The sequence below is a fragment of the Nissabacter sp. SGAir0207 genome, from assembly GCF_005491205.1.
GTDB lineage: Bacteria > Pseudomonadota > Gammaproteobacteria > Enterobacterales > Enterobacteriaceae > Chimaeribacter.
On sequence record NZ_CP028036.1, the window covers coordinates 150,224 to 174,670 of the forward strand.

The 24,447-nt window shown below is 57.9% G+C and carries 22 protein-coding genes and 1 pseudogene; 14 read left to right on the forward strand and 9 right to left on the reverse strand.

The window, feature by feature from the left end; translation table 11 throughout:
• Both C1N62_RS18500 and C1N62_RS18505 read left to right on the forward strand, forming a co-directional pair.
• Window positions 1-771 carry an NADPH-dependent F420 reductase gene (locus C1N62_RS18500; RefSeq protein WP_255508616.1) on the forward strand — a complete coding sequence of 257 codons (771 nt, stop codon included), beginning with the start codon at window positions 1-3 and terminating at the stop codon, window positions 769-771.
• Between the two features lie 102 nt (window positions 772-873).
• Window positions 874-1,638: an NADPH-dependent F420 reductase gene (locus C1N62_RS18505; protein ID WP_137765185.1), complete on the forward strand. Its 765-nt coding sequence runs from the start codon at window positions 874-876 to the stop codon at window positions 1,636-1,638.
• 194 nt (window positions 1,639-1,832) lie between these two features.
• Here the strand turns inward: C1N62_RS18505 and C1N62_RS18510 are convergent.
• The 3 genes and pseudogenes from C1N62_RS18510 to C1N62_RS18525 form a co-directional block, all read right to left on the reverse strand.
• Window positions 1,833-2,261: pseudogene (locus C1N62_RS18510) on the reverse strand (Rpn family recombination-promoting nuclease/putative transposase); the annotation flags it as partial.
• 143 nt (window positions 2,262-2,404) lie between these two features.
• Window positions 2,405-2,845, reverse strand: coding sequence for a GNAT family N-acetyltransferase (locus tag C1N62_RS18515; protein ID WP_137765331.1), 441 nt, complete (start codon window positions 2,843-2,845; stop codon window positions 2,405-2,407).
• 375 nt (window positions 2,846-3,220) lie between these two features.
• Complete coding sequence (locus C1N62_RS18525) at window positions 3,221-3,940, reverse strand: GntR family transcriptional regulator (RefSeq protein WP_137765186.1); 720 nt, start codon at window positions 3,938-3,940, stop codon at window positions 3,221-3,223.
• Window positions 3,941-4,128: 188 nt separating this feature from the next.
• On the opposite strand from C1N62_RS18525, the gene mngA reads away from it, so the two are divergent.
• A complete protein-coding gene (gene mngA / locus C1N62_RS18530) occupies window positions 4,129-6,042 on the forward strand; it encodes a PTS 2-O-a-mannosyl-D-glycerate transporter subunit IIABC (RefSeq protein ID WP_137765187.1) in 1,914 nt (637 codons plus the stop codon).
• Window positions 6,043-6,066: 24 nt separating this feature from the next.
• Window positions 6,067-8,685 (forward strand): mannosylglycerate hydrolase, encoded by a 2,619-nt coding sequence (gene mngB, locus C1N62_RS18535; protein ID WP_137765188.1) that lies wholly within the window; start codon window positions 6,067-6,069, stop codon window positions 8,683-8,685.
• A 130-nt stretch (window positions 8,686-8,815) separates the two neighbouring features.
• Here the strand turns inward: mngB and C1N62_RS18540 are convergent, their stop codons facing one another.
• Window positions 8,816-9,847 carry a methionine synthase gene (locus C1N62_RS18540; RefSeq protein WP_137765189.1) on the reverse strand — a complete coding sequence of 344 codons (1,032 nt, stop codon included), beginning with the start codon at window positions 9,845-9,847 and terminating at the stop codon, window positions 8,816-8,818.
• A gap of 27 nt (window positions 9,848-9,874) precedes the next feature.
• Window positions 9,875-10,852, reverse strand: a complete 978-nt coding sequence (locus C1N62_RS18545; RefSeq protein WP_137765190.1) for a DUF1852 domain-containing protein — start codon at window positions 10,850-10,852, stop codon at window positions 9,875-9,877.
• Between the two features lie 369 nt (window positions 10,853-11,221).
• On the opposite strand from C1N62_RS18545, the gene hiuH reads away from it, so the two are divergent.
• The 10 genes from hiuH to surE all read left to right on the forward strand — a co-directional run bounded on the left by hiuH (window position 11,222) and on the right by surE (window position 19,734).
• Window positions 11,222-11,632 (forward strand): hydroxyisourate hydrolase, encoded by a 411-nt coding sequence (hiuH, locus tag C1N62_RS18550; RefSeq protein WP_137765191.1) that lies wholly within the window; start codon window positions 11,222-11,224, stop codon window positions 11,630-11,632.
• Window positions 11,633-12,031: 399 nt separating this feature from the next.
• Window positions 12,032-12,496 (forward strand): PTS sugar transporter subunit IIA, encoded by a 465-nt coding sequence (locus C1N62_RS18555; RefSeq protein ID WP_137765192.1) that lies wholly within the window; start codon window positions 12,032-12,034, stop codon window positions 12,494-12,496.
• Window positions 12,497-12,545: 49 nt separating this feature from the next.
• On the forward strand, window positions 12,546-12,827 hold the full coding sequence (locus tag C1N62_RS18560) for a PTS sugar transporter subunit IIB (protein ID WP_137765193.1): 282 nt from the start codon (window positions 12,546-12,548) through the stop codon (window positions 12,825-12,827).
• Window positions 12,828-12,840: 13 nt separating this feature from the next.
• Window positions 12,841-14,232: a PTS galactitol transporter subunit IIC gene (locus tag C1N62_RS18565; RefSeq protein WP_137765194.1), complete on the forward strand. Its 1,392-nt coding sequence runs from the start codon at window positions 12,841-12,843 to the stop codon at window positions 14,230-14,232.
• A gap of 67 nt (window positions 14,233-14,299) precedes the next feature.
• Entirely contained in the window at window positions 14,300-15,817 is a 1,518-nt protein-coding gene (locus C1N62_RS18570; protein WP_137765195.1) for an L-fuculokinase, read from the forward strand.
• Window positions 15,789-16,823 carry a zinc-dependent dehydrogenase gene (locus tag C1N62_RS18575; RefSeq protein WP_240775800.1) on the forward strand — a complete coding sequence of 345 codons (1,035 nt, stop codon included), beginning with the start codon at window positions 15,789-15,791 and terminating at the stop codon, window positions 16,821-16,823. The genes C1N62_RS18570 and C1N62_RS18575 overlap by 29 nt, the downstream gene beginning before the upstream one ends.
• A gap of 173 nt (window positions 16,824-16,996) precedes the next feature.
• Entirely contained in the window at window positions 16,997-17,740 is a 744-nt protein-coding gene (locus C1N62_RS18580; protein WP_137765196.1) for a GntR family transcriptional regulator, read from the forward strand.
• Between the two features lie 5 nt (window positions 17,741-17,745).
• On the forward strand, window positions 17,746-18,585 hold the full coding sequence (locus C1N62_RS18585) for a class II aldolase (RefSeq protein ID WP_137765197.1): 840 nt from the start codon (window positions 17,746-17,748) through the stop codon (window positions 18,583-18,585).
• Window positions 18,586-18,614: 29 nt separating this feature from the next.
• The gene (locus C1N62_RS18590) at window positions 18,615-18,884 is read left to right on the forward strand and encodes an HPr family phosphocarrier protein (RefSeq protein WP_137765198.1); all 270 of its coding nucleotides are present in this window, start codon (window positions 18,615-18,617) and stop codon (window positions 18,882-18,884) included.
• A 70-nt stretch (window positions 18,885-18,954) separates the two neighbouring features.
• Entirely contained in the window at window positions 18,955-19,734 is a 780-nt protein-coding gene (surE, locus tag C1N62_RS18595) for a 5'/3'-nucleotidase SurE (protein ID WP_137765199.1), read from the forward strand.
• 51 nt (window positions 19,735-19,785) lie between these two features.
• Here surE and C1N62_RS18600 read toward each other — a convergent pair whose 3' ends face one another.
• The 4 genes from C1N62_RS18600 to glnT are packed head-to-tail and all read right to left on the reverse strand — an operon-like array spanning window position 19,786 to window position 24,098.
• A complete protein-coding gene (locus C1N62_RS18600; protein ID WP_137765200.1) occupies window positions 19,786-21,111 on the reverse strand; it encodes an FMN-binding glutamate synthase family protein in 1,326 nt (441 codons plus the stop codon).
• Between the two features lie 16 nt (window positions 21,112-21,127).
• Window positions 21,128-21,811, reverse strand: a complete 684-nt coding sequence (locus tag C1N62_RS18605; RefSeq protein ID WP_137765201.1) for a protein glxC — start codon at window positions 21,809-21,811, stop codon at window positions 21,128-21,130.
• Complete coding sequence (locus C1N62_RS18610; protein WP_137765202.1) at window positions 21,811-22,734, reverse strand: glutamine amidotransferase family protein; 924 nt, start codon at window positions 22,732-22,734, stop codon at window positions 21,811-21,813. The genes C1N62_RS18605 and C1N62_RS18610 overlap by 1 nt, the downstream gene beginning before the upstream one ends.
• 29 nt (window positions 22,735-22,763) lie before the next feature.
• Complete coding sequence (glnT, locus tag C1N62_RS18615; protein ID WP_137765203.1) at window positions 22,764-24,098, reverse strand: type III glutamate--ammonia ligase; 1,335 nt, start codon at window positions 24,096-24,098, stop codon at window positions 22,764-22,766.
• Window positions 24,099-24,447 lie beyond the last annotated feature (349 nt).

Below are 24,447 nucleotides of genomic sequence, written 5' to 3' on the forward strand. Positions count from 1 at the left end.
ATCAGTTATCAGTACAACAGGAGTAAAAAGATGAACGTAAGCATTATCGGTGCAGGAAATATCGGTGCCACTTTGGCCACAAAACTTTCAGCGGCGGGTTACACGGTAAAACTGGCTAACTCCAAAGGCCCTGAAACCATTGCTGACATCGCACGTAAGGCCGGTGCAACCGCTGTCACGCGTGAAGATGCCCTCAAAGACGCCGACTTGGTTATCCTTTCTATCCCCTTCACGGCACACAGCAGCCTGGCCGGATTGCTGAACTCGCTGCCTGACACCGTGCCGGTTATTGACACGTCCAACTATTATCCGTTCCGCGACGAATCCATTGAAGAGGTTGAAAACGGCATGCCTGAGAGCGTCTGGGCCAGCGCGCAACTCGGCCGTCCCGTTATCAAGGCGTGGAATGCCGTGCTGGCGAAGACACTCGCAGACAAAGGCCTGCCGGAAAATGCCCCAGACCGGATAGCCGTTCCTGTTTCAGGTGATGACGAAAGGGCTAAACGTGTTGCTATGGTGCTGGTCAACGAAACAGGGTTTGACGCGGTTGATGCCGGTTCTTTGAGTGAATCATGGCGCCAGCAGCCGGGTACGCCCGCGTACTGCACGGAACTCAGCGCGGCTGAACTGAAGGCGGCCCTGATGGCTGCGGACAAAAAACAGGCTCCGTTAAATCGCGATGCCCTGATGCAGGAGTTTATGTCCGCCGATGAACCCCTGACGCATGAACACATCGTGGCCCGCAACCGGGCAGTCACATATCGCGATTAACACATGAACCCTGACAGGCCGATCGCAGCCTGTCAGGGACTGCTGACGCATTGCTGGTAAGCGTAGTTCTTTCCACTGACATCAATCACTGAGGAGATAAAGATGAATCAGCCTTCATCGCGCAGAATAGGCATCCTGGGCACCGGCCATATAGGAAAAACGCTGGCCCGCAGGCTGGCCGCAGCCGGACATGATGTAAAAGTGGCTAACTCTCGTGGCCCTGAAACAATTTCCCCTGAAGCGCTTGAGACAGGTGCAAAACCTGTAAACGCGACGGACGCTGTCAGCGACGTTGATGTGCTCATCCTTTCCGTGCCGCTCAGTCGCCTGCCTCAGATTGCGCCGCTTATAGAAAGTATTCCTTCCGACGTCGTCGTGGCGGACACCTCAAACTATTATCCGCACCGGGATGAGAAGATTGACGCTATTGAAGCAGGCCAGCCAGAAAGTCTATGGGTCTCTGAACAGCTGGGCCGTCCTGTGATAAAAGCATGGAATGCCATAGGCTCCGGCTCTTTCGCCACCAAAGACCGACCGGCTGGAGCGCCTGACCGTATAGCCATCCCGGTTGCTGGTGATAGCGCGACCGAGCGCGAACAGGTAATGCAACTGGTTTCCGATACCGGGTTTGATGCATATGATGCTGGCAATCTGGCAATGTCCTGGCGCCAGCAACCGGGGTCTCCCGTTTACTGCACAGACCTGCTGTTAAGTGAGATGCCGGCTGCGCTGGCCTCGGCACAGGCTGACCGTTTACCTGTAAGAAGGGATCTTGCTGTTGCAGTGATACAGGAGCGCGTAGGTGACAGCACAACTAATCCTGACACTGATTTTGGCGTCCGTTTGTCGCGATTAATCTTTATGTAACATTGCATATTTTCAAACTAAATGTCCGCTTTTCGCTCAAAGCAGACCTTTATCTCACCAGCATGCCGCTGGCGACTATGGCGTACTGGCCGTTGCCAGCGCTGCTTTTGAGTGTTTTCCTTTTCAGGGATAAAATTCACTACGAGACACTTTCAGAAGGCTTATCTGGATGCCCGGAAGAGCGCCCGGGCAACTCAGTGGTGAATCTGCGCCAGCTCATCTTCCGTCAGGCCAGTCATCTGCATGACGATATTCTGGTCAAGGCCATTCTGCAGCATGGTTCGCGCAATTTTCAGGGTGGCTTCGCGCTCGCCCTTTTCAATGCCTCGCTGCTCTCCAAGCTGGATCCCCTCCTGGCGTCCTTCCAGACGTCCTTTCTCAATACCTTTCTGTTCAAGCTGCTGGGCGATGGTCATGAGTGCGTCTCCGTGTTGCGGCACACGCTGTGCCAATTCGCGAACAAAGGCTTCGGAGTCGGCTGACTCTCCCGCCTGCAGTAAATAGTGTAGCGCGCGCAGCTCCGCCGGAAGATGGAGCTCCATAAAGTCCCGGGCAATTTCCGGTTGCGTGAGAAACTGCCGGAAGGTGGCATCGTGAGGGGTTGGGGTGCTGTTTTTTCTTCTTCATCCATACTGGCTCTCTAAATGACACGGAACATAATACCCCGACAGTTAAAGAGCTGTGTGAGGCAAACATATTGCTAGTCTGCTTCCTTGGTACAGATCCGAAAAGTCCCACAAGCGGACTGGGCTAACACCCTGCGGGGTTAATAAACCTGGGGCAGATCATTAAGGCGCTTTACAAAGCGCTTCCTTACTTCTTTGTATCCGTTATTTTCATAAAATTTGTGTGCTCTGGTTCTTCTTTCACTGCTTGAAAGCTCAATCTGAGAACATTTTTTATCGAGGGCGATGTGCTCAGCGGCAATCAGGAGTTGCTGGCCTATTCCCGTCCCACGTAACGACTCATCTATTACTAGCGCTGAAATTAATGCCCATAAGCTATTTTCATGAACAGGTGTAATAAAGTTGATCACAACAACTCCACAAACTTCCTTATCTAATTCAGCTAATAAAGCACAATGTGTGCTTTGCGCCTCACTAATACGTTGTTCTAAGCTCTCAGTGTCTGTCTGATATCCCAACTGTAGAAAAAGCTTTTTTAGAGAGGGAATATCTTTTGATTCTGCCGCCCTTATTAAAATCATTATGATCATTTCCTTGAGTAAGGTTCAACAAAAATATCCAGATTAAATTAATAAAACATTCTAATATTACGAGGGTAAAAACCAACCCAAATAGCCCTAGAAAAGAGGCTCGTCCATTCTACTGGTAAAGTGATAGGTAGTAAGTCATGTTAGCGGCCAGTGATGGTTGGGATTTCTATAAGCTAGAGCGTAACGAACAATGGCCACGCCTTGGCCGCTCAGTGCTGACATAATGGCGGCTGAAGTGGAGTTAATAGGCAGCCCACCCTCAAAGACTCCGGGTGCATTAACCGGCCGGAGAATATCGTCCCAAGACGGAAAGACCGTGCCCGAGAACGGCGTGTCATCATGGATCAGCTTTTGTCTGGCAAGCCTTCACCGCTGCTTTCGTCGCGCCACCAGCGTGAACTTATACTCATCGCGGCGGAAGGTGTTGCTGCTGTACTCAAATACCCGCCCGTCCTGCAAAAATCCCCGGGAGATCTTCTCCAGCACCGGCTGCGCCGGATCGAGCGCCAGCGCGGCGATCGCCTCAGCGCTGGGCATCACCGGCACAATTTCCTGCTCGCTGCGATCGATCACCATCTTTTTGATCTGCTCAATATAGTGGTATTTGGAATTCTCCATCACTTCCCAAGTGAGATCGGGAAACAATGCCAGCGGCATCCAGGTTTCTTCCATCGTGACCGCTTTTTGCTTGATAAAGCGCACGCGCTTTACGTGCCACGCCTTGTCGCCCACGTTTATCGCCAGCCGATCGGCAAGGGTTTCATCGGTACTGATCACTTCAAAAACGTGCACTTCGCTGTGGGTGGCGACGTTACGATCCGCCAACTTCTCGTAAAAACTGGTGAGCTGGTAGATGTCGTAATTGACCCGCTCCTCTTTCACATAGGAGCCGCTGCCCTGAATGCTTTCGATAATGGCTTCTTGGGTGAGCTGTTTTAGCGCCTGACGAACCGTGACGCGGCTGACGCCGAACTGGGTCTGAAGTGCGGATTCAGTGGGCAGCGCGTCGCCGGGTTTTAATTCGCCGCGCTGTACCTGCTCGCGGAGGGCGTCGGCAATCTGACGGTACATCGGTTTTTTGGTCATGGGCGCTCGCAGTTGTATCGCACAAATTATGGCGATTATGCCCGTCGCATTGATAATGTAAATAATACAACTTTAATACAAATATGGCGAATCGATGAAATTGATCACGTAATTGTCTTGTTTTGTTCGGCACAATGCGCCTTCCTGAAGCCGTTACCCCGACGGCTTAGCAACACAGTGAGGACGTGATGAAGTTAACGGCGTTAACCCACCCGGATACCTGCCTGATTCAGACCTGTTTTAACAGCCGCGATGAAGCCATCCATGCGCTGGCGGAACGGCTGAATGCATTGGGTAAATTGAGCAATAAGCAAGACTTTTTAGCAGACGTGTATGCCCGCGAAGCCAGCGGCCCCACCGCACTGGGTGAAGGGTTGGCGGTGCCGCACGGTAAATCCGCAGCGGTCAACGAGGCGGCATTTGCGGTGGCAACCTTAACTCAGCCGCTTGAATGGCAGGGCGTTGATGGCCCGGAAAACGTCGAGCTGATTTTTTTACTGGCCATTCCCCATGCCGAAGCAGGCTCTACCCATATGCAGCTGTTGACCGAACTCACCAGCCTGCTTGCTGATGACGATGCGCGCGCAGCGATAATGGCGGCAAAAACGCCTGACGCACTGCTGGCAGTGTTGGCAGATGGCCGCGCGGAGAAAACGGCGGAACGGGTGCAGGGCGCGCCCACTATCGTATGCGTAACCGCCTGTCCGGCGGGGATAGCGCACACCTACATGGCGGCGGAGTACCTCGAAAAGGCGGGGCAAAAGCTCGGCATTAACGTGCACGTTGAAAAGCAGGGGGCGAACGGTATTGAAGCGCGATTAACCGCGGAGCAGCTCAATCGCGCGCAGGCCTGTATTTTGGCCGCCGAAGTGGCGATTAAAGATAGCGATCGCTTTGCTGGCCTGCCCACGCTGAGCGTGCCGGTAGCAGAGCCGATTCGCCACGCGGAAAGTTTACTCGCCAAAGCGCTGGCGTTGCCACCCGTTGCGGCTTCACGTGCCACACCGCATCCCGATGCGCCGAAAAGCGTCAAAACCGAGCTGAAGCAGGCGCTGCTCAGCGGCATATCCTTTGCTGTGCCACTGATCGTCGCCGGAGGGACGGTGCTGGCGGTGGCGGTTCTGCTGGCGCAAATTTTCGGTCTCCAGCATCTGTTTGATATGGAGAACTCCTGGCTGTGGCTCTATCGCAAGCTGGGTGGCGGGATGCTCGGCACGCTGATGGTTCCGGTGCTGGCAGCCTACACCGCGTATGCGCTGGCAGATAAACCCGCGCTGACGCCCGGTTTTGCGGCGGGTCTGGCGGCCAACATGATCGGCTCCGGCTTTTTGGGCGCAATTGCAGGTGGCTTGATCGCGGGCTATCTCATGCGCTGGGTGAAAGCGCATATCCGCCTGAGCAGCCGATTTAACGGCTTTCTGACGTTCTATCTTTACCCGGTGATCGGCACGCTCGGCGCGGGCAGCCTGATGCTGTTTGTCATCGGCGAACCGGTGGCGTGGATCAACAACAGTCTGACCGCGTGGCTCAACGGCTTGTCCGGGGCCAATGCGCTGCTGCTGGGCGCGATTATAGGTTTCATGTGCTCCTTTGACTTGGGCGGGCCGGTCAATAAAGCCGCCTACGCTTTTTGCCTTGGCGCGATGGCGAACGGCGTCTACGGCCCCTATGCCATTTTTGCCTCGGTCAAAATGGTTTCTGCGTTCACTGTTACCGCTTCGACGCTGATTGCGCCGCGCTACTTCAAAGAGTTTGAGATCGAAACGGGCAAATCCACCTGGCTTTTAGGGCTGGCAGGCATCACCGAAGGGGCAATCCCTATGGCGATTGAAGATCCGCTCCGGGTCATCGGCTCCTTTGTGCTGGGTTCGCTGGTCACCGGCGCGATGGTCGGCGCGGCGGGCATCGGGCTTTCGACGCCGGGCGCGGGCATTTTCTCACTCTTTTTGCTACACGATAACGGGCTGGGAGGCGTGATCGCAGCGGCAAGCTGGTTTGCAGCGGCGCTGGTCGGTACGGCCATCTCTACCTGCATCCTGATCATCTGGCGGCGTCAGGCGGTTCGACAGGGCAAATATGTTATCGACACCCTTTTACCTTAATTCAGACACCCTCAGGACATCCGGATGAAAGCTGTATCTCGCGTTCACATTACCCCACACATGCACTGGGATCGGGAGTGGTATTTCACCACCGAAGAGTCCCGTATCTTGCTCGTCAACAATATGGAAGAGATCCTCACCCGTCTGGAACAGGATGCGGAGTACAAATATTACGTGCTCGACGGCCAGACGGCAGTGCTGGAGGATTATTTTGCCGTGAAGCCAGAAAGCAGACCGCGTGTAAAAGCGCTGGTTGAAGCAGGCAAATTGATTATCGGCCCCTGGTACACCCAGACCGACACCAGCATCGTGGCAGGCGAGTCCATCGTGCGCAATCTGCTGTACGGAATGCGCGACTGCATGGCCTTTGGCGAGCCAATGAAAATCGGCTATCTGCCCGATTCATTTGGCATGTCGGCGCAGATGCCGCACATCTATAACGGCTTCGGCATTACGCGCACGATGTTCTGGCGTGGCTGCTCGGAGCGGCACGGCACCGACAAAACCGAGTTTTTATGGCAGAGCGAAGATGGCAGCGAAGTGGTGGCGCAGGTGCTGCCGCTGGGCTACGCGATTGGTAAGTACTTACCGGAGGATGAAGCGGGGCTGCGCAAACGCCTCGACAGCTATTTCACGGTGCTGGAAAACGCCTCGCTCACCAAGGAGATTTTGCTGCCCAACGGCCACGACCAGATGCCGTTGCAGCAAAACATTTTTGCGGTGATGGACACGCTCAGGAAAATCTACCCGCAGCGCGAATTTGTGATGAGCCGCTTCGAGCAGGTGTTTGCGTGCATTGAGGCGCAGCGCGAAACGCTCGCCACGCTGAAAGGGGAGTTTATCGACGGCAAATATATGCGCGTCCACCGCACTATCGGCTCCACGCGCATGGATATCAAACTCGCCCATGCCCGAATCGAGAATAAGATTGTCAATCTGCTCGAACCCCTGGCAACCCTCGCCTGGACGCTGGGCTTTGACTATCACCACGGCCTGCTGGAGAAGATGTGGAAAGAGATCTTAAAAAATCACGCCCATGACAGCATCGGCTGCTGCTGTAGCGATCAGGTTCACCGCGAAATCCTCGCGCGCTTTGCGCTGGCAGAAGACATGGCCGACAACCTGACGCGCTTTTATATGCGCAAAATTACCGACAACATGCCGCAAAGCGCTGCCGACAAGCTGGTGTGCTTTAACCTGATGCCGTTCCCGCGTGAAGAGGTGATTAACACCACGCTCCGTCTGCGCGCCAGTCAGTTCCGCATTGTTGATGCCGAAGGGCGTAACGTGCCGTTCTTTATTCGTCAGCAGCGGGAGCTGGATCCGGGCTTGATCGATCGTCAGATTGTCCATTACGGCAACTATGAACCATTTATGGAATACGATATCCAGCTTCACCAGACGTTGCCCGCGATGGGCTACGCTACGCTGTTTATCGAGCCAGGTGTCGCCGGCGAACAACAGCACGCGGCGGCAGGACAGAAGGTGCTGGAAAATGCCTTCTGGCTGGTGTCGATTAACGCCGATGGCACGCTGCAACTGCGCGATCAAGAGAGCGGCCTGACTTATGACCGGGTGCTGGAGCTGGAAGAGGGGTCTGATGATGGCGACGAGTATGACTACTCACCGGCACGTGATGAGCGGGTGATCACCTCGGCGCAGGCCAGCTGTGAGTATGAGATACACCATGAGGCCTGGCAGAGCAGGGCGCTTATTCGCTATCGTTTGGCGGTGCCGCAGGATCTGGCTGAGCGCGCGGCGGGTAAAACCAGCGGTCGCCTTGGCGTGGAAGTGGAAGTGACCCTTGGGCATCACAGCCGCCGTATCGATGTGGTGGTGCGTCTCGACAATCAGGCCAATGACCACCGCGTGCGCGTGCTGATCCCCACGCCGTTTATCACCGAGTCGGTGCTGGCGGATACCCAGTTTGGCGCCATTTCCCGTCCGGTGCGCGACAGCGCCATGAAGAGCTGGGAAGAGGAGGGCTGGAAGGAAGCGCCGGTGCCAGTGTGGAATATGCTCAATTATGCGCTCCTGCAACAGGAACGGCACGGTATGGCGCTATTTACCGAAGGGCTGCGCGAATTTGAAATCATCGGCGAGAAGGAGAAAACCTTCGCCCTGACGCTGCTGCGCGGTGTGGGGCTGCTGGGTAAGGAGGATCTGCTCCTGCGCCCCGGCAGGCCGTCGGGCATTAAAATGCCGGTGCCCGATTCGCAGATGCGCGGTTCGCTGACCTGCCGCTTCAGCCTGCTGAGCTTTACCGGCACGCCAGAAGAGGCTGGGGTGGCGCAACAGGCCAGATCATGGCTGACGCCCGTGCAGTGCTATAACAAAATCCCGTGGAATGCGATGAAGCTGAATCAGGCGGAGATCACCACGCCGATCGATTACAGCCTGCTGCGGATGCCGTCGGTGGGTTGCCAGCTCAGCGCGCTGAAAAAGGCAGAGGATGGCGAGGCGCTTATTCTGCGCCTGTTCAACCCTTCGGCGGCGACAGAGTGTGGTGCCACGGTCATGTTTGATCAGGCTACGGAGATCACCACCGTCGGCATGGATGAACAACCGCATGATAGCGAGGGAACGGTGACAGAGAGGCTGCGGCCCTGTCAGTCACAGACCTGGCGCGTCACGCTGAAATAGTTCTGTTTGAAATTTAACTGTTAAAGGGCGAGGGCGGCAATACGCATTATCGCCCAGTCCGGTGGGTATTGGGGGCGGACAAACCGCCCCATCCGGACTGAGTTTTTGGGGTAATCGAGGCGTTGGCGAATTATTTCGCCAGCAGTTCCCTGCGGACAATCTCTGCACCGGCGCTCAACGCATTGAGTTTGCCTCGTGCCACCTGGCGGGACAGGGGAGCCATGCCACAGTTGGTGCACGGATAGAGCTTGTCAGCGTCGACAAATTGCAGCGCTTTACGCAGCGTCTCAGCCACTTCCTCTGGCGTCTCGATGGTGTTGGTGGCTACGTCAATCGCGCCTACCATCACTTTTTTGCCGCGAATCAGTTCCATCAGCTCCATCGGCACGTGGGAGTGCTGGCACTCCAGTGAGACGATGTCGATATTGGATTTTTGCAATTTGGGGAAGATCTCCTCATATTGCCGCCACTCGGTGCCCAGCGTCTTTTTCCAGTCGGTATTGGCCTTGATGCCATAGCCGTAGCAAATATGTACCGCCGTCTCACACTTGAGGCCTTCGATCGCTTTTTCTAAAGTGGCAATGCCCCAGTCGTTCACCTCATCAAAGAACACGTTAAAGGCTGGCTCATCAAACTGAATGATATCAACGCCCGCTGCCTCCAACTCTTTGGCTTCCTGATTAAGGATCTTGGCGAACTCCCAAGCGAGTTTCTCACGGCTTTTATAGTGACCATCATAAAGGGTATCGATCATGGTCATCGGCCCCGGCAAGGCCCATTTGATGGGCTGATCGGTCTGCTGGCGCAGGAACTTGGCATCTTCAACGAAAACCGGCTTCTGGCGGCTCACGGCACCCACGACGCTCGGCACACTGGCATCATAGCGATTACGGATTTTCACCACTTCGCGCTTTTCAAAATCCACGCCATCAAGGTGCTCGATAAAGGTGGTGACAAAGTGCTGGCGCGTCTGCTCGCCATCACTGACGATATCAATGCCTGCCTGTTGCTGGTCTGCCAAGGACAGCGTCAGGGCATCCTGTTTGCCCTCAATCAGGCCCTCATCTTCCAATTTCCACGGCGACCACAGGGTCTCCGGCTGCGCGAGCCAGGAGGGTTTAGGTAAACTGCCAGCCGTTGACGTAGGTAATAACTTTTTCATAATAGATGACCTTATATTTTTAGTTGATCAAAGAGTGCATTCAGCAGACCATTTTTCGAGGAGAGTCTGGTAAGGCTTAATAAAGTGCTCCTCGGTGAATTTTCCCTGCTCAACCGCTAATTGGCTGCGTTCCTCTCGATCATAAACAATTCGAGTTAAGGAGTAATCCTGGTAATTCAGGCTGGGCTGATAGCAAATTCCCGCCGCGGAATTCGCATTGTAGATCTCAGGCCGGTAGATCTTCTGGAACGTCTCCATGGTGCTGATGGTGCTGATAAGCTCAAGGTTGGTATAGTCACTGAGCAGATCGCCGTGGAAATAGAAGGCCAGCGGCGCAACACTGTTTGGCGGCATAAAGTAACGAACCTGCAACCCCATTTTCGCGAAGTAGCGATCGGTCAGGGAGGATTCATTTTGCTGGTACTCAATGCCCAGTACAGGGTGCACATTGCCCGTCCGGCGATAGACGTTCTTGCTCGACACGCTCAGGCAGATCACCGGTGACTTGGAGAAGTTCTCTTGGTAAGCCTCTGACTCAACGAAGCATTTGAAAATGTTGCCGTGCAGGTTGCCAAAGTTTTCTGGGATGGAAAAACCGGCCTTGCCTCTATTATGCTCAGAGAGCAACACGCTGAAATCATAATCGCGCACATAGGAGGAGAAATTATTGCCAACAATCCCTTCAATGCGTTCATTGGTTTTTTTGTCGAGGATGCTTGTCTTCAGTATTTCAATCACCGGGAACGTCTGGTCATTATCCGCAACACGCATCTCCGCAGAAATAATATCGATTTCAACCGAGTAACGATCTGAATTAGGATTATCCCAGTGCGCCAGAGAGTTGAAGCGGTTGTCAATCATCACCAGAGCATTGCGCAAGTTCTCCTGGCGCTTTTCGCCCCTGGCCAAATTGGCAAAGTTGGTCGTGATGCGCGTGCCTTCTGAGGGATTATAATTTTCGTCGAAGCGAATGCGCTTAATGGCAAAGGTAAATTCTTTATTCATCGCAATCTGGTATCCTAATGTCGGTTATTAAACTGATTTTATTAATGGATTATCAGGACGTCCCGATCTTCATCTGTGGCGTTTTCATTGAGTCGTCTTCATATTTCTATAACTGATGACAATGCATAATTTATGCCTTATTCCTTAATTGAATAAAAGTGATTTGTTTTCAACGAACATGAGCCAAATTCATGATCGGCGATGTGGCCTGAACTTTCATGGCGGTGGGCAACGTAGTGGCAGAGTGGAACTTGAAAAACATTGGGTGTGGCTGGCGTAGCCAATCTGACATTTTTGTCATGCTGGCGTCAGCTCTCTGATCCGGGATGCCGGTTATAACAGGGACACATCCAAACAGAGGCATTCACTATGAAACAATACCTTACCGCGGCGGCGCTGGCGCTCGCCCTTACCGCGACCACCAGCGCCGTGGCCGCCGAGCAGAACCTTTTGAGCGTCCATGTGCTGAACCAGCAAACCGGTAAACCCGCCGCCAATGTGGACGTGACGCTGGAGCAGAAGCAGGGCAATGGCTGGACGTTGTTGAACAAGGGGACGACCGACCGCGACGGGCGCATCAAACAGTTCTGGCCTGCACAGCCGGCGGCCAGCGGTGACTACCGTGTGGTCTTCATGGTCGGGCACTATTTCAGCGAGCAAAAGCAGGAGAGCTTCTTCCCCGAGATCCCGGTGGAGTTCCATATCAGCAATACGCACGAGCATTACCATGTGCCGCTGCTGCTGAGCCAGTATGGCTATTCAACCTATCGCGGCAGCTAACTACCTCGAAAATCGGTGCCTTGCATTACACAGGCACCGCAATAGATGCGCCACAGCCTGTGGCGGCATCTTCTCCCCTCTCAACATGATCTTTCTTCTCGTTTCCCCCGCCTCGCTTTTCGCTTTAGGTGGCCGCACTCCGCTTGTTACGCATAAATCATCTACTAAACAGTGAATTAAGACGAATAACCGGCTGGCTTAGGCATGGCAATCGCTGGTCGCGCCAATAATTTTATGTGAAGCCAAACACAATTCCCGCCAACAGAAATTGCCCTCGGCAAGGTTTGAGGAGTAGTTTTTGTACAAGTTGGACATGGTTGTATATAGACAACCATGCCTGATTCTAACTCGGTAGGCAGGTCTGCCGAATGATGACTACAGAGAATTGGGGAAAACAAGATGGCATTAAATAACACCCTGGAACCGGGGCTGATCTGGCTCAACCCAACGGCCGCCGATCGCAATGCCCTGTTTGGCCAAATCAGTGAGGCGCTGCTGGCAAAGGGCATCGTCGAGCCGAGCTACCCGCAAGCGCTGCTGCTGCGCGAGCAGAATCACCCCACTGCAATGCAACTGGAGAGGCTGGGCGTGGCGATCCCGCATGTGGACGTTGAGCATGTGCGTGAGGAGCGGCTGGCGGTGGTGACCTGCCCGGAAGGCATGGTGTTCAATCAGGCGGAAGATCCTGATTTGACCATGAAGGTGCATGTCATCTTCTTCCTGTTGCTGAAGGAGAAGGATGCCCACCTCGAGTTCCTGATGAAACTGATCGCCCTGTTCCAGCAGAGCGACGACATGGAAAAGATCCTACATGCCGCCTCGCCAGAGGAGGTGATACAGGTGCTGGCGGCCCACCTCGACTAACCGTGCCCCAACGCGTTCCACCATCCGATTACACCTTGTGGAGTCTGAAATGAATAAGAAAATCATCTTTGCTTGTACCAGCGGAATCGCCACCTCAGCCGTCGCCACGGAAAAAGTGGTCAACTACTGCAAAGAGCAGGGCATCAATGTAGAGGCTATCCAGTCCAACATCGGCACCATCGCCAGCCAGGATGGGATGGCGGACATCATCATCGTCACCTCGGCGGTAAAAATGAACCTGCAAACCCCGGTCATGAACGGCCTGCCGCTGCTGACCGGGTTTGGGGAAGAGGCGCTGCTGGAAAAAATTGTCGCCACGCTCAAGGGCTGATGAGGATACGACCATGCTCGAAAAATTCTATGGCGGGGTGCAGTATCTGCTGGGGCTTGGCCCCACCATCATGTTGCCCATCATCATCTTTATCATGGCGCTCTGCCTGCGCACCGGCTTTAGCCGGGCGCTGCGCTCGGCGCTGACCATTGGCATGGGGTTCATCGGCATCTTCCTGGTGTTCGGGCTGCTGCTGGACAACCTCGGCCCGGCCGCCAAGGACATGGTGCGCCACACCGGCATTAACCTGCCGGTGGTGGATCTGGGCTGGACGCCGCTGGCTGCCATCGCATGGGCCTCGCAGGTGGCGCCCTTCGTGGTGCCGCTGACGCTCGGCATCAACGTGCTGATGCTGACACTGCGCTGGACGCGCACCGTCAATATTGACGTCTGGAACTTCTGGCACTTCTCGATGGTCGGCGCGATGGTCTACAACGTGACCGGCAGTTTCCTGCTGGGCCTGCTGATCGCGGGTATCACCTGCGTCATCACCCTGCTGCTGGCGGACTGGTGCGCGCCGATGATCCAGAAGTACTTCAACCTGCCCGGTATCTCGCTGCCGACGCTCTCCTCGGCGATCTTTTTCCCGATTGGCCTGCTGGGGAACCTGATTCTGGACAAAGTGCCCGGCATCAACCGGCTACATGCAGAGCCGGAGAGTATCCAGAAGCGGTTTGGCATCTTTGGGGAGCCGATGATGCTCGGCGTGATTTTGGGTGCTGGCATCGGCTTGCTGGCCCGCTATGACGTCAAGGGCGTGCTGACGCTGGCGATGAGCCTCGGGGCAGTGATGCTGATTATGCCGCGCATGGTCAAGCTGCTGATGGAGGGGCTGCTGCCGCTCTCGGACGCGGTGCGCTCCTATCTGCGCAAGCGTTACCCAGACCGGGATGACCTCTACATCGGGCTGGATATCGCCGTGGCGGTCGGCCACCCCTCGGTGCTCTCCACCGCGCTGTTGCTGATCCCGGTTGGCGTGCTGCTGGCGGTGATCCTGCCGGGCAACCGCCTGCTGCCGCTCGGCGATCTGGCGAACATCTGGGTGCCGATCTCAATGGTGGTGCTGGCCTGCAAGGGCAACATCGCGCGGGCATTCATCATCGGCATCCCTTGTCTGGCGATGAACCTCTATGTGGCTTCGGCAGCGGCTCCCATCCTGACCGCCGTGGCGAAGAGCATCCACTTCCCGATGAATACCGACAGCGAAATCTCCAGCCTGCTGGATGGCGGCAACCCCTTCCGCTTCTGGGCCGTCAAGGTGTTTGAGGGCAATGCCATCGCGCTGATCCTGATCCCGATTGTCGCCATCACCTGCCTGCTGCTCTACCGCATGACGCGGAAACAGCTGCAACAGGAGGAGCAGGAAGAGATCCGTGCCGCGCAACAGAGCGTGGTGACCAAATAACCCACACCTGCCACGGAGGGAGGGCCGCGCTGGCTCTCCCAGGTGATGTGCCCTGACGGGGGGAGCTATGTACTCAATTGGTATTGATGTCGGGACGACAAATTGCAAAGTCTGTGTATACCGCCTGCCGGACTTCGCGCTGGTGGATAAACAGAGCTTTCCCACGCCGAAAATAGAGACGGAGTATGGCGCTGACTTTGACATCCACGCCCTCTGGCAGGGTGTGGTCGCGAGTCTGGCCGCGGTGGCCGCCGCCGTCGATGCGCCGCAGGAGATTGCCTCGATTGCCGTCGCCAGCGTCGGTGAGGCGGGTGTGCTGCTGGATGCAGAGGATCAGATCATCGGCCCAGTGATGACCTGGTATGACAGCCGCACCCAGCCGCAGCATGAAGCGGTGGTCAATCGCCTCGGCGAGGCCAACCTGTATGAGGTGGCGGGCATCCCGGCGCACAGCAACTACAGCCTGAACAAGATCCTGTGGCTGCTGGCGCACACGCAGACCACGTCGGCAGCGAGCTGGCTCTGTCTGGCGGAGTATCTGGCGTTCCGCCTCAGCGGGGTGAAGCGCGCGGAGTACTCGCTCGCCTCGCGCACGCTGGCCTTTGATATGCAGGCTGGCGAGTGGTCAGAGAAGATCTGCCACGCGCTGTCGCTGCCGGTCGGGCTGTTCAGCCCGCTGGTCAACGCCGGTGAGCCGATTGGCACCCTGTTGGCGGGGCTGGCGGAGCAAACGGGCATCCCGGCCACGGCGAAGATTGCCATCGCGGGCCATGACCACATGTGTGGCTCGGTGGCGGCCGGTATCCGTGATGAGAGGCAGATCCTCAACTCCACCGGCACCACCGAAGGGTTGCTGGTGGTGCGCGGCCAGCCTGCCACCACGCCCGACTACTTCCGCGCGCGGGTGTCGAATGGCCGCCATGTGCTGCCCGGCGCCTACACCCTCTACGCCTCGCTGCCATCAGCCGGGTATGCGATCGAGTGGTTTCGCACGCTGTTCGGCCTGAGCGCGGCGGAGTTCAGCGCCATGACCCAGCGGCTGGTGCAGGCGGGGGCGGCGGAGCGGCCGCAGGAGCACTTCCTGATCCCGCACCTGCGCGGCAGTGGGCCACCGAAACGCAGTATTTTTGCGCGTGGCATGATCTACGGCATTGATGAGCACAGCGGGCCAGAGGCGCTGCTCAGCGCGCTGTTCCACGGCCTCTGCTTTGAGCTGAAGCTGCTGCTGGAGACCTATGAGTCGCTGACCGGCCACCACTGGCCAGCCATCATGGTGATTGGTGCAGCCTGCCAGAACCCCTACTGGCTCCAGTTGAAGGCCAATATTCTCAACCGGGAGATTGTGGCCTGCTCCCTGCCGGAGGCGGTCAGCCTCGGGGCGGCGATCATCGGCGCGCGCGGTGCCGGGCTATGGGCGGGGGAGCACCACCTGCCGGAGGGGGCGCTGATCCGCTATCGGCCAGACAGCAGCGCCCCGCGTTTCCAGGCGATTTACACGCGTCTCTACCTGCCGCTGTATGACGCAAAAACCCATATTGAAACCCCAACAGGACAAAATGATGAAAGCCAGTGTCTATTACCGTAAAGATGTGATCCGCTATGAAGAGGTGCCCGTCCCTGAGTTGGGGGAGGGCGACATTCTGGTGGAGATGAAGAGTTGCGGCCTGTGCGGGACGGACATCCACAAGGCGCAACACCAGACCGTCACCGGCCCGGTGGTATTGGGGCATGAGGTGGCGGCAGAAGTGGTGAAGGTGGGCCGCCGCGTCACCCGTTTCCGGCCGGGCGACCGCGTGGTGACCGCCATCCACGTTCCCTGCTTTACCTGCCACGACTGCAACCGCGGCCACTTCACGCTGTGCGAGCAGTTCAAGCGCACCCACATTGAGCCGGGCGGCTTTGCCCAGTACATCCGGCTGCCAGAGCTGCACGTCAACCACCTGACGCACCTGATCCCGGAGGGCATCTCCTGGGAGAAAGCGGCGATGGTGGAGCCTATCGGCTGCTGCCTGCACGGCCTGAAGCGGGCGGCAATCACGCCGGGGTGCAGCGTGCTGGTGATGGGGTCAGGCACCATTGGCCTGCTGAGCGCGCAACTGGCGGCGATGATGGGGGCCGGGCGGGTGATGGTCTCCGATCTTTCGCCCTTCAAGCTGGATTTAGCCCTGCAACTGGGCATTGACCACGCCATCAACCCGGCGGAGGAGGATCTGGAGGCGCGCGTGCGTGAGGTGACCGGCGGGCTGGGGGTGGATGTGGTGGTGATCGCTGCCGGGGTCTCCGCGCTGCTGCCACAGGCCATCTCTTTGCTGCGGCGCGGTGGGCGGGTGGTGGTCTTCTCCCCGTTCGATCACCTGCCGATGGTCAACATTGACGCCGGGCGCTTCTTCCGCGATGAAATCTCGGTCATCGGCACTTACTCCCTCTCGCCCTATGAGATGCCCGAGGCGGTGGAGATCATCCGGCGCAACCGCATCAACGTCGAGGCGATGATCACCCACAGCTATCCGCTGTCGCAGCTGGAGGAGGCGATCGCGTTCGCCGCCAACCCCCAGAATAACGTGCTGAAAGTCATCATAAAAATGGAGTGAACACGGCGGGTTTTTCTGCATGGCCATCCCCGGCGGACCGTCGCTGGACAGGGAAAAGTTGCACGGGAATTGTGAGGCAGATCGTTTGTGAATGGCAGGAAATCAGGGTATGTTCGGGCGATACTTGTGCATAGTCGTACATAGACGATCTTAACTACCGAGGGAGTATGGGGATGAATACCGTTTTGAAAGATTCTGAAGTGCCGCTCTATCTACAGGTGTCCGAATGGATCCGCGGCAACATCTATAAAGGCGACCTCACCACCGGCGATCGTGTGCCGTCTGAGAACCAGATCATGGAGATGCTGGGCGTCAGCCGCGGCACGGTCAAAAAGGCGGTGACCATGCTGGTCAAAGAGGGGCTGTTGGTGCAGGTGCAGGGAAAAGGCACCTTCGTGAAGAGTGAAAATATCTCCTATGCGCTGGGCGAGGGGCTGCTGTCGTTTGCCGAGTCGCTGGAGAGCCAGCACCTGAAGTTCAGCACCGAGGTGATTGAGTGCCGGACTGAGGCCGCCTCCAAGCGGGTGGCGTCCAAGCTGAACATTGCGGTGGGCGCGCCCATCCTCTACCTGAAACGGGTGCGCAGCGTGGAGGGGGAGAAGGTGATGCTGATTGAGAACCGCATCAACCTGGAGCACTGCCCCGGCATTACCGAAGTGGATTTCAACCATCACAACCTGTTTCCTACCATTGAAAAGCTGTCCGGCAAAAAGATCAGTTTTTCGGAGAGCCGCTACGCCGCCAAAATTATTGGGGCCGAGCGCGGGCACTATTTGGAGGTGTATGAAGATGCGCCAGTGCTCCATCTTGAACAGCTAGTGTTCTTTAAGCAGGACATGCCGGTGGAATTTGGCAATGTCTGGCTTAAGTCGGATAAATACTATTTAGGTACCGTACTTCAACGAAGAGAGAGATAACCATCATGCCATTAGTCAACGGTAATATCCTGCTTGACCGCATCCGTGAAAAACGTGTTTTGGCCGGGGCATTTAATACCACCAATCTGGAAACCACCCTCTCTATTTTGGACGCCATCGAGCGTTCAGGGTTGCCGAACTTTATCCAGATCGCCCCCACCAACGCGACACTGTCGGGTTATGACTATATTTACGAGATTGTGAAAAAGCGCGCCGCCGTCATGGATGTGCCGGTTAGCCTGCATTTGGATCATGGCAAAAAGCTGGAGGATGTAAAAAACGCCGTCCGGGCCGGCTTTACCTCGGTGATGATTGATGGCGCGGAATTACCGTTTGAAGAGAACATCGCCTTTACCAAGGCGGCGGTGGACTTCTGTAAATCCTATGGCGTGCCGGTGGAGGCGGAGCTGGGGGCGATACTGGGCAAGGAGGATGACCACGTCAGCGAGGCAGACTGCAAGACCGATCCCCGGCAGGTGCTGCGTTTTGTGCAGGAGACCGGGTGCAGTATGCTGGCGGTCTCCGTTGGCAACGTACATGGCCTGGAGGATGTGCCGCGCATTGACATCCCGCTGCTTCAGGACATTGCCGCAATCTGCCCGGTGCCGCTGGTGATCCACGGCGGCTCCGGCATTGATGAGGCGATTATCCGCAGCTTTGTGAAATATAACGTCGTGAAGGTGAATATTGCCAGTGACCTGCGCAAAGCCTTTATTACCGCCGTCGGCCGGGCGTGGACGGAAAATAATAATGAGGCCAATCTGGCGCGCGTCATGACCAGCGCCAAAGCGGCCGTGGAGGAGGATGTTTTCAGCAAAATCCAGATGATGAATCGCGCCTCTTAATCGATACCGCCTGCCAATTGGGATGAAAAATGATTCGAGAAAGCATACGTGTGGTTAATAGCACGGGGCTACACGCACGCCCGGCCGCCACCCTGATTAAAACGCTGAAGAAATATGAGTCCTCCATGACGTTGGTCAATAACGGCAAGGAGGTGGTAATAAAAGGGCTGATGAGCGTCCTGGGCGCGGGGGTAAAAGGTCACTCCCATATCGACATTATTTGCGATGGCGCGGATGAGCAGGATCTGATGAGCGAAATAAAAGGATTATTTGCCGACGGGTTCGGCGAAAAAGAGTAATTCACCCCTTTTCATTAATCATGAAGCCTATGCTTCAGGGTGCCCCGCGCCCTGAATAAGGAGAAACCGAGTGAGTGAAAAACCATTACGCCGCGTCCTGCTCTCCAATGATGACGGCATTGACGCCCCCGGCATGGCGCTGCTGGCAGACATTGCCGCCCTCCTGGCCGATGAGGTCTGGATTGTCGCCCCCGCCACCGACAAGAGCGGCGTCTCCAATTCGGTGAGCCTGCGCGAGCCGGTGCGGGTGGAGCCGCGCGGCCCGCGCCGCTATGCCGTACATGGCACGCCCGCGGACTGCGTAACGCTGGCCGTCAGGCACCTGATGAAAGATGCCCCGCCTGATGTGCTGCTCTCCGGCATCAACAGCGGCTCGAACATCGGCTTTGAGACGGTGCTCTCCGGCACGGTCGGCGCGGCCATCACCGGCGTGCTGCTCGGCATTCCTTCGGTGGCACTGAGCCAGGACAAGCCACAGGATGCCGCGCCGGAGTGGCAGGTGGCCGAGCAGTTCTGCCTGCCGGTGCTGGCGCGGCTGCTGGAGGATGGGCTGCCGGAGGGGTGCTGCCTGAACGTCAATTTCCCGCACCTGCCGGTGGAGGCAATCAAGGGGGTCAAGGTGAGCCGGCAGGGGATTGGCAAGGTCAAAGGGCTGTTTGTCACGCCCACCACCGATCCGCACGGGGAGGAGTACTTCTGGATCCGCGTGGAGCATGGCGTGACGGCGTTGCCAGCGCACAGCGAGGTGGCGGCCGTCGCTGACGGTTACATCTCCGTCACGCCGCTGACCTTCGAGCGCACTGACCGTGACGCATGGGACAAGTTGGCCTCGCGTTTCAATCAGGGATAGCCATAAAAAAAGCCGCCACTTGGCGGCTTATCACTGGATGGCAGGGATGGCCTATTTCAACCCCTGGCCGGGGATCCACTGGGTGCCAGCCAGCGGCACGCGGGCCATTGCCGCCGCCTCGACGGTCAGGGCCACCAGATCCTCTGGCTCCAGATTGTGCAGGTGGGACTTGCCACAGGCACGCGCCAGCGTCTGCGCCTCCAGCGTCAGCACCCGCAGGTAGTTGGCCAGCCGCTTGCCAGCGGCCACCGGATCGAGGCGCTGGCTCAGCTCCGGGTCTTGGGTGGTGATGCCCGCCGGATCTTTCCCCTCTTGGAAGTCATCATAAAAACCGGCGGCGGAGCCAAGCTTCTCATACTCGGCCTGATAGCGCGGATGGTTGTCGCCCAGCGCGATCAGCGCCGCCGTGCCGATTGCCACCGCGTCCGCGCCCAGCGCAATCGCCTTTGCCACGTCCGCGCCGTTGCGGATGCCGCCGGAAACAATCAGCTGCACCTCGCGGTGCACGCCCAGCTCCTGCAACGCCTGTACCGCCTGCGGAATGGCCGCCATGGTCGGGATGCCCACGTGCTCAATAAACACATCCTGGGTGGCGGCGGTGCCGCCCTGCATCCCGTCCACCACCACCACGTCTGCCCCGGCGTGCACCGCCAGCTTCACGTCGTAGTAGGTGCGGGTCGCTCCCACCTTCACGTAGATCGGCACCTGCCAGTCGGTGATCTCACGCAGCTCGGCAATCTTGATCGCCAGATCGTCTGGGCCTGTCCAGTCCGGGTGGCGGCAGGCGCTGCGTTGGTCAATGCCCTGCGGCAGGCAGCGCATCTTGGCGACGCGCTCGGAGATCTTCTGCCCCAGCAGCATCCCGCCGCCGCCCGGTTTTGCGCCTTGCCCAAGCACCACCTCAATGGCATCCGCCTTGCGCAGGTCATCCGGGTTCATGCCATAGCGGGAGGGCAAATATTGGTAGACCAGCTTGCTGGACTGGCCGCGCTCCTCGGGCGTCATGCCGCCGTCACCGGTGGTGGTAGAGGTGCCGACCGCCGAGGCACCGCGGCCCAACGCCTCCTTGGCCTGTGCGGAGAGCGCGCCGAAGCTCATGCCCGCGATGGTCACCGGCGTGCTGAGCACCAGCGGCTTCTTGGCGAAGCGGGTGCCGAGCACGACTTCCGTGCTGCACTTCTCGCGGTAACCCTCCAGCGGGTAGCGCGACATGCTGGCCCCCAGAAACAGCAGGTCATCAAAGTGCGGCACTTTGCGTTTGGCACCCCAGCCACGGATGTCATAGATGCCGGTCTCGGCGGCGCGCTGGATCTCGGCGATGGCCGCGCGGTCATAGGTGGCTGACTCTCTCAGCGTCGGGTTGTATTTTTCGCTCATATTCTGCTCCTGTGCCTTAGTACGCTGAGGCGTTATCCACTTTGAAGTTATACAGCGTGCGTGCCGAGCCGTAGCGGGTGAACGCCTCCGGCGACTCGTCGGTGAAACCGGCCTGCTCCAGCAGGGCGGCCAGCTCGCTCAGGTGCTCTGGCCGCATCTCCTTCTGCACGCAGTCCGCGCCCAGCGAGGCCACTTGCCCCTTGACGTAGATATGCGCCTCATAGAGCGAGTCGCCCAGTGCCTCACCGGCGTCGCCGCACACCACCAGACAACCGGCCTGCGCCATAAAGGCACTCATCGCGCCAATATTGCCCTTCACCACGATGTTGATGCCCTTCATCGAGATGCCGCAGCGCGCCGAGGCGTTGCCCTCAATCACCAGCAAGCCGCCGTTGCCGGTCGCCCCGGCAGACTGGGAGGCGTCACCCTTCACCCGCACGCTGCCGGACATCATGTTCTCCGCCACCCCCACGCCCGCGTTGCCGTGGATGGTGATGTCGGCGCGCTGGTTCATGCCAGCGCAGTAGTAACCGGCGTGGCCGTCGATGTCGATGGTCACCGCCTCATTCACGCCGCAGGCGATGTTGTGCTGCCCTTGCGGGTTCACCACCCGCCAGGCGTTGATCTCGCGGCACTGCGCCGGGTCATGCAGCGCTTGGTTGAGTTCGCGCACCCCGGCGCTCAGATCGTAGGTTTTCATCAGCGCTGGCTCCCCGTGGCTGGTTGGTTAAGGCGTTCCCATACATAAATTTTGGCTGGCTCCGGCTCCCAGACCCGCGCGTCATTGATGCCCGGCAGGTGGGCGAGGGCGCGGTACTCCGAGGCCATCGCCACGTAGTCGTCGGTTTCGGCGATCACCGCCGGTTTGCAGGAGATGGGGTCACGCACCACGGCAAAGCCGTCATGGGTGCCGATGGTGAAGGTAAAGAAGCCATCCAGATCCTTCAGCGCGTTCTGCAACGCCGTGGTGAGGCTGTCGCCCTGACGCATCCGCCAGGCCAGGTAGCCCGCCGCAACCTCTGAGTCATTGTCGGTTTTGAAACTGATACCGGCGCGCTTGAGCTTCTCGCGCAGGCGGTTGTGGTTGGAGAGCGAGCCGTTATGCACCAGACAGAGATCCATCCCGGTGGAGAAGGGGTGGCTCCCTTGCAGCGTTACCGCGCTCTCGGTCGCCATGCGGGTGTGGCCGATGGCGTGGCTGCCAGCCATCTTCTCCAGCCCGAAGTGGGCAGCCACCTCGCCCGGCAGCCCGACCCCCTTCAGGATCTCGATGCTATGGCCCGCGCTCAGCACGTCCACTTCCGGGGCTTCGCTGGCCAGCCACTCCAGCGCCAGCGCCTCGGTGGTGGGCAGCTTGAACACCGTGGCATCGGCCAGCGGGAACCACTCATCCACCCGGCCAAAGGCGACGCCGAAGCGCTCCGCCAGCGCTGGCCAGTTGTAGCTCTCCTGATCGCTGCGCAGGGTCAGCTTGATGCCGTCATGGTACTCATCGCCATAGAGGGCAAAACCCGCGCTATCCGGGCCACGGTCGGTCATCGCCATCAGCATTGGGGTGAACAGCGCGCCCAACTGCGGCTCCAGCGCGGCATTTTTAAAGTAAAGTCCAACGATCCCACACATAAGTATCCTCGTGATTCAGCGGCTGGTAGTTAAAAGAATTCGAGATAGCGACGGGTTTCCCACTCGCTGACGTGGCGGTGGTACTCGTGCCACTCCTGACGCTTGACGCGGATGAACTCATCCACCAGCGCCACGCCCAGACTCTCGCGCAGCAGCGCGTCGGCCTCCAGCGCATCGACCGCCTCTTTCAGGTTTTGCGGCAGCAGGGAGATGCCCTCCTGCTGGCACATCGCGGGCGTCATGGCGTAGAGATTGCGGTTCTGCGCCTTGCCCGGATCGAGCTTGCGGGTGATGCCATCCAGCCCGGCGGCGATGATCGCCGCGTGCACCAGATAGGGGTTGGCACCGGTATCGGGCAGGCGTAGCTCGAGGCGGCCGTAGGGCACGCGCACCATTGCCGAGCGGTTGTTATCGCCATAGGTGATGAACACCGGTGCCCAGGTCGCGCCGCTGTGCGAGCCGCCGCTCACCAGCCGCTTGTAGGAGTTGACGGTCGGGGCGGCCAGTGCGCACAGCGCGCCCGCGTGGTGTAGCAGCCCGGCGAGGAAGTGGTAGGCGGTGGCCGACAGCCCCAGCCCCTGCGCATCCTGATCGTCGAAGAACAGGTTTTTGCCCTGCCCATCGGCCATGGAGAGGTGGAAGTGCATACCGTTGCCGGGCTTGTCGGCGCACGGCTTGGGCATAAAGGAGCAGAGCAGCCCGCGCTCGTGGGCAATCTCCCCGGCGGCCATGCGCACAAAGGTGAAGCGATCGGCGGAGGTGAGGGCGTCGCTGTAGCTGTAGTTAATCTCAAACTGGCCGTTGGCGTCTTCGTGGTCAATCTGGTAGACGTCAAAACCCACCGCTTGCAGCGACTCGGTCAGCTGTTCAAGGAAGCCGCGCGCCCGCGACAGCCCCTTGTAGTCATAGCAGGGCTTGGCCAGCGTATCGCTGGGGTCGGCGGGCAACGCTTCGCCCCCCGGCCCGCGGCTGAAGAGGGAGAACTCCGGCTCCAGCCCGCTGTTCAGTACCCAGCCATGCTCCGCCAGCCGGGCGACCTGCTTTTGCAGCACCACCCGGCTGTCATAGGGGTGGGGCGCATTGTTGACATAACCGCTACAGACGATGCGGGCGTAGCCGGGCTGCCAGGGCACCAGCGACAGGGTGCTGAGATCGCCCCTGGCGTAGAAGTCCGGCCCCTGCGGCTCCATCCCCATGCCGGAGATGGCAAAACCGGCAAAGCCCGCGCCCTTCTCGACGATATCCATCAGGCACTTGGCCGGCACGGCCTTGGTCTTGGCCGCCCCGTGGATATCAACAAACTGCGCCAGCACGTAACGGATCTGGTTCTCTTGTAAAAACTGTTCGGCTTGTTCAGGTGACATAGTTTTCTCTCAACAGCGATGGAAGGGCGATGTCAGCACTGTCAGGTGGTCGGGGCCGTTCCTGACAGGAATAAATTTTTACTGTTGGGCAAAAGCAGGTTCCGTGCCAATTTCCCGCATTTATCAGGATAAATAGGATTTTCAACGGCTTAAAAAAGCGGGCGGCGAATATCGGGTGGAGGTTGCCTACAAAATAGGGCCGGACAGCGACAAATAACGCTGGAAATAATGAAGCATTCCCTAAAGTGGTGCCCCAAAATAACCGTCATCCTGACGTAATAAATGCGGATTTGCGCGGGTGAAGATATTTGCGTAAAAAGTTTGCCGGTAAACCGTTTTCTTCATCGGC

Excerpts from the sequence above, each read along its gene's own strand:
- mngA (WP_137765187.1), top strand. The coding sequence starts at position 4,129 with ATGAAGTTAACGGCGTTAACCCACCCGGATACCTGCCTGATTCAGACC.
- C1N62_RS18540 (WP_137765189.1), bottom strand. The coding sequence starts at position 9,847 with ATGAAAAAGTTATTACCTACGTCAACGGCTGGCAGTTTACCTAAACCC.
- C1N62_RS18505 (WP_137765185.1), top strand. The coding sequence starts at position 874 with ATGAATCAGCCTTCATCGCGCAGAATAGGCATCCTGGGCACCGGCCAT.
- C1N62_RS18610 (WP_137765202.1), bottom strand. The coding sequence starts at position 22,734 with ATGTGTGGGATCGTTGGACTTTACTTTAAAAATGCCGCGCTGGAGCCG.
- C1N62_RS18590 (WP_137765198.1), top strand. The coding sequence starts at position 18,615 with ATGATTCGAGAAAGCATACGTGTGGTTAATAGCACGGGGCTACACGCA.
- glnT (WP_137765203.1), bottom strand. The coding sequence starts at position 24,098 with ATGTCACCTGAACAAGCCGAACAGTTTTTACAAGAGAACCAGATCCGT.
- C1N62_RS18545 (WP_137765190.1), bottom strand. The coding sequence starts at position 10,852 with ATGAATAAAGAATTTACCTTTGCCATTAAGCGCATTCGCTTCGACGAA.
- C1N62_RS18605 (WP_137765201.1), bottom strand. The coding sequence starts at position 21,811 with ATGAAAACCTACGATCTGAGCGCCGGGGTGCGCGAACTCAACCAAGCG.
- C1N62_RS18575 (WP_240775800.1), top strand. The coding sequence starts at position 15,789 with ATGATGAAAGCCAGTGTCTATTACCGTAAAGATGTGATCCGCTATGAA.
- hiuH (WP_137765191.1), top strand. The coding sequence starts at position 11,222 with ATGAAACAATACCTTACCGCGGCGGCGCTGGCGCTCGCCCTTACCGCG.
- C1N62_RS18570 (WP_137765195.1), top strand. The coding sequence starts at position 14,300 with ATGTACTCAATTGGTATTGATGTCGGGACGACAAATTGCAAAGTCTGT.
- C1N62_RS18565 (WP_137765194.1), top strand. The coding sequence starts at position 12,841 with ATGCTCGAAAAATTCTATGGCGGGGTGCAGTATCTGCTGGGGCTTGGC.
- C1N62_RS18580 (WP_137765196.1), top strand. The coding sequence starts at position 16,997 with ATGAATACCGTTTTGAAAGATTCTGAAGTGCCGCTCTATCTACAGGTG.
- C1N62_RS18515 (WP_137765331.1), bottom strand. The coding sequence starts at position 2,845 with ATGATTTTAATAAGGGCGGCAGAATCAAAAGATATTCCCTCTCTAAAA.
- C1N62_RS18560 (WP_137765193.1), top strand. The coding sequence starts at position 12,546 with ATGAATAAGAAAATCATCTTTGCTTGTACCAGCGGAATCGCCACCTCA.
- C1N62_RS18600 (WP_137765200.1), bottom strand. The coding sequence starts at position 21,111 with ATGAGCGAAAAATACAACCCGACGCTGAGAGAGTCAGCCACCTATGAC.
- C1N62_RS18525 (WP_137765186.1), bottom strand. The coding sequence starts at position 3,940 with ATGACCAAAAAACCGATGTACCGTCAGATTGCCGACGCCCTCCGCGAG.
- C1N62_RS18555 (WP_137765192.1), top strand. The coding sequence starts at position 12,032 with ATGGCATTAAATAACACCCTGGAACCGGGGCTGATCTGGCTCAACCCA.
- mngB (WP_137765188.1), top strand. The coding sequence starts at position 6,067 with ATGAAAGCTGTATCTCGCGTTCACATTACCCCACACATGCACTGGGAT.
- C1N62_RS18585 (WP_137765197.1), top strand. The coding sequence starts at position 17,746 with ATGCCATTAGTCAACGGTAATATCCTGCTTGACCGCATCCGTGAAAAA.